This window comes from Nocardia sp. NPDC004168 (genome assembly GCF_040610355.1).
In the GTDB taxonomy this organism is placed as follows: domain Bacteria; phylum Actinomycetota; class Actinomycetes; order Mycobacteriales; family Mycobacteriaceae; genus Nocardia; species Nocardia sichangensis.
The window spans coordinates 1-4,587 of sequence record NZ_JBEXME010000081.1 but is presented as its reverse complement, the minus strand read 5'-3'; the positions used below and the strand labels follow the sequence as shown (position 1 = coordinate 4,587).

Below are 4,587 nucleotides of genomic sequence, written 5' to 3'. Positions count from 1 at the left end.
TTTCGGCATCAGGTCAGCCATTCGACCCAGGAACCTCCCTCCAAGTTCCTCCCGGCTGGGCCGGGGATACGACACGCCGCTTTCGCGGCGCACATCGTGCGCTCGATCACCCAACGATGGAGGCCGAGGCGCTCGGACGATTCGATGCCTTTTCGCGCGCTCCGTACCACGATGCCCCGATCGTGCAACCATCGCCGCAACTCGGCGGCATCGTATGCCTTGTCGGCGTGCAGCTTGCCGGGCTTGCGCCGGCGCGGACCGCGCCGCGACCGTATGGCGGGCACCGCCTTCACAAGCGGTTTGAGCGCTTCGGCATCGTTGGTGTTGGCTGCCGAAATACCGACAGACAGAGGCAATCCCGCACGATCGGAGAGCACGTGCAGTTTCGAGCCGGACTTACCGCGGTCGACAGGACTCGGCCCGGTCAAAGGGCCCCCTTTTTCGCTCGCACCGATGCCGCGTCGATCACCGCCCGCGACCAGTCGATCAAGCCTCGGCTGCCCAGCTCATCGAGCACAGCCCGGTGTAAACGCCGCCACAGACCGGCCTCGGTCCACACGGCGAACCGCCGATGCGCAGTCGGCACGGTCACTCCGAACGACGGTGGCAGCATCCGCCACGCACACCCGCTGGTCAGGACATACACCACCGCGGTAAACACGGCCCGCTGGTCGACCGGAGCTGTGCCACCGCCCTGCGCGCGAGGGGTGAACTCCGGCAACAATGGCTCGGTCAGCACCCACAACTCGTCGGGCACCAGCCGCCGAGACAAGTTATCGCACACGGCGAAACATAATGCAGCACAAGTGAACCCACTACCCAACACGAGACTCCGTCGAAGCCTGAGCTGCGGAAACCGTTCGCGCCGAATGCTTTCACGGCTGATTTTGGCGAGTTAGACGCCGTGAGCATGTGCGACACGGATCGGTATTGTCGCGCTATGCCTGCCCTGATCGTTCCTACCACACGCCTGCACACCGCCTGGCTCGAAGCGCACGACGAGTGGGGTCCTGGCTCTCACGAGGACGGCTTCGGGCTGCGGCCATCCGACGAGGTCGATTCGCCAGCGGGTTTCGCAGCCTGGGTGGCCCGGCTGGGTCGCGAATCGGGCCAGGCGACGATCGAAGCTCACCGCGTCCATTGCACCTACCGATGGATCGTCGAGGGTGACCAAGTGCTCGGCGGGATCGCTCTCAGGCACGGGTTCAACGACTTCGTGCAAGCGGCCGGCCACGTCGGCTACGGCATCCGACCGTCCGCACGCCGACGCGGCCTGGCCACCTGGGCACTGGGCCGGATACTCGACGAGGCAAGGAAACACGGAATGGACCAGGTGCTCATCGTCTGCGCAGCCGACAACATCGCCTCAGCGAAGACCATCGAACGCCACGGCGGCGTCCCCGAGGGCATCCGGGACACCCACCTCGGCCCGGCACGACGTTACTGGATCAAGATCGGCAGGACGGCCACATAAGACACGCTCTTAAATCTGGCAATAAACTCGGATTCCGTGGTTCGCGACAACGTCGTTTACATCATCGCCGGATCAGCTACCTCGACGGCCACGACGGAACGTGACGAGACGAAACACTTTCGGTCGCAGCGTGATGGCCTGGACGATGACGCATACGGAGTAAACTCTGCTTCATTGCAAACCATGCGTCTCATCAGAAACAGTCGTCATCGGGGGCGAAATATCCCCACGCAATGACTGTCGCTCAGCATCGGGTTCGCCTTCAGTGGGGGAAGCCCTAAAGGACTACGATCGTGTGGCATGGCACCTTACAGCAGTGATCACAGCACTCTGCCTGTGGCTACGGCTTGTTTCATTGGTCGTGAGCGTGAGCTAGAGACGATCAGCACTCTGATCCTGGGCTCGGCTCAGTTGGTCACGTTGACCGGGCCGGGCGGGATCGGAAAGACACGGCTCGCGGTCGAAGTTGTTCGCCGGCTCCACAAGGCCAAAGACACACCTGTACTTTGGGTGCGGTTGTCGCGGCTCACCCCCGGATCGGACGTGATGGCGGTGGCAGAGGAAATCGCCCGATCTGTTACTGAATCCGACTTCTCCGGGCGATCTGTTTGGGAGGTGCTGGCCGATACCTTTTCAGGCATCGACGCTCGTAGACGCATCCGCCAAAGCGTCTTGGTGCTCGACAGCTGTGAGCACGTCCTCGTCGGTGCGGCTGCAGTGATCACAAAACTGCTCGATACCGTGGCCGGGCTGACGGTGATCGCAACCAGCCGCGAGCCAATCGGATGGGTTGACGAACACCTGGTCACCATACCTTCACTTTCACATCACAATGCCATAGCCCTGTTTCGGAAACGCGCCGAACTTACTGGTCATCCCATTACGGGAATGGACGAGACAGCCATGGCCGCCAAAATCTGCCGCCGCGTTCACAACCACCCCCTTTATATACAATTGGCAGCGGCGCGACTTTCACATCAGACTCCAGCAATGGTTTTGCATGGACTTACCGGTCATGCCGACGACGCACGGCTTCGCTGGTCACACGGCCCCCGTTTCGGGGCCGACGTGCGGCATCGCGGAGTCAGCGACGTCATAGCATGGTCGTATGCTTTGTGCAGCAACAAGGAACGACTACTCTTCGACCGAATGTCGGTATTCGCAGCGGGCGATGACACTAATCCTCACGAGTTACCAGATATTACTATAAGTATGGGAGCCGATCTGGACGCAATTGAGGCTATTTGCTGTGACGACGAAACCTGCGGAACGGACAACCAGAAGGGTCAATCAAATGAAGCGCTTGCTCGACGAGACATCGAGGAATTACTTGAACGACTTACTGCCCAGTCCCTGATCACGACCAGCATTACATCAGATACTGTTTTTTACTCTCTGACAGAGAGTCTGCGAGTTTTCGCGCAGCATCGACTGCGTCAACGTTCCACCGTTGACAAGGATGAGCCCGCGAGGTTGAGAGACAGGCATTGCCGCTACTATCGAGATAAGCTAGCTCAGGCCGCAGGCCAGTGGTTTACTTCTTCTGCAAGTCGAGAATTATGGGACTGGGCCCGAGCAGCGTGGGACAATATTCTGACCGCGATCGAGACAAGTCTTACTTCACCGGGAGATGCCTTTATCGGCCTGGAGATCTGTGTACATTTGATCTCCATGCGAATGCCATTTGCCAGAGGCAAGATTCGAGAGATGCGCCGGTTGACCGACAACTGCCTCAATGCCACTCAGATTTTAGCCCCCCACCTGACCCAATTGCAGATCGCAGCCATGTCCGCCACCGCATGGCTCGCCTTGGTGCAAGGCCTTCCCGGAGACGCTGAAAAAATCCTCCAATCCTGCTTCGCCGCGTGCCTCCCCGGCCACGACAAGAGACAGAGCTGGCGACAGACACCTGGCATCGACGTCGGCCTGCCCGCACCCGTCGAATATGCCTGGGGCACTGAGCTACTGATCGTCCGTCACGACGCCCAGGCAATCACCGTCTTCACCCGCGCACGAGACAAGTTCGACGCGCTGGGTGATGTCGGATCTGCGTTTATGAGCGAAATGTACGCAGCGAAGGCTGCAGCCCTGCTCGGAAACGCGCAACAAGCCGATTATCTCACACGAGACTTTCTTGAACGTGCTATCGCTTCTGGATCTTTGTGGGCAAGGACCGAGGCTGAACTTGCCCGGTCAATCGCTTTGACCAGACATGGAAATCCTGCTGAAGCACTTGCTCTAGAAAGAACCGCACTTGCGAGTCAACTAAATGCCCGAGACCAATGGGTCGGACTATGGGCGGTCCAATACAGAATTTGGTCCTTGGCATACATTATCACCGACTCGATCAACTCTGAAAATAACGACCGCGCGATGCATACAGCGTTGGCTATCGAAATCTCTCACCTCACTGGTGGATTGCAAGCGGAATTCAGCAGGATCGGTTTTCGCATCGATAAGCTAGGACCTTTTGCAGAAGAGTCGACCAAGGCTGTCGGTACTGCCCGCCAGATAATCGGACCAGAGGCCTTCGCCGCGGAAAAAGCACGCGGATCGCGGCTTCACCTCGAATTCAGTGAGGTACAGCGACTCGCGCTAGGTACGCTAACCTTCCCCGAAATATCAAAAAGCCACGACAACGGAAAGACTTTCGCATCACCGCACTGGAATCAGTTGACAGCCGCAGAGCGCGAGGTTGCTGCCCTCGCGGCGGCGGGGTGGACCAACACCGCGATAGCTGCACGTCGAGGAACCTCCGTGAAAACCACCAATGCGCAAATGGCGGCGATTCTTCAGAAACTAATCATAACCAGCCGCGAAGAGATTATTAAATACGTCCCCGCGAGTAGGATAGATGAAGTCCGATTGGAAGCCGCGCGGCGACCACGCCGAACAAGCAGAAGGCCACCGCAGCCTATGTGAGGGCGTGTGCCGGCATCCAACCGCGACCGTGGTCAATCGCTGGCAAACCACGAATCCCTGGTCAAAGCCAGTCTAGGCTGTTCTTGTGTCGGTCGAACGTACGCCGGGTCTGGGGTCTGCACCCGTGGCCACCAGTGACTTCGTCGGGCGTGAGCGCGAATTGGAGAAGATCGGCATGGCGCTGCTGGGCG

Annotated in this window: 2 protein-coding genes and 1 pseudogene; 2 read left to right on the top strand and 1 reads right to left on the bottom strand. The window is 59.2% G+C overall.

Going from position 1 to position 4,587, the window contains the following annotated elements:
- Nucleotides 1-13: 13 nt before the first annotated feature.
- A pseudogene (locus ABZW96_RS37315) lies at nt 14-784 on the bottom strand (IS5 family transposase).
- 156 nt (nt 785-940) lie between these two features.
- On the opposite strand from ABZW96_RS37315, the gene ABZW96_RS37310 reads away from it, so the two are divergent.
- Together ABZW96_RS37310 and ABZW96_RS37305 are read left to right on the top strand one after the other, a co-directional pair.
- Nucleotides 941-1,474 (top strand): GNAT family N-acetyltransferase, encoded by a 534-nt coding sequence (locus tag ABZW96_RS37310; RefSeq protein ID WP_355081575.1) that lies wholly within the window; start codon nt 941-943, stop codon nt 1,472-1,474.
- A gap of 300 nt (nt 1,475-1,774) precedes the next feature.
- Nucleotides 1,775-4,396, top strand: coding sequence for a LuxR C-terminal-related transcriptional regulator (locus tag ABZW96_RS37305; RefSeq protein WP_355081573.1), 2,622 nt, complete (start codon nt 1,775-1,777; stop codon nt 4,394-4,396).
- The last annotated feature ends 191 nt before the right edge of the window (nt 4,397-4,587 follow it).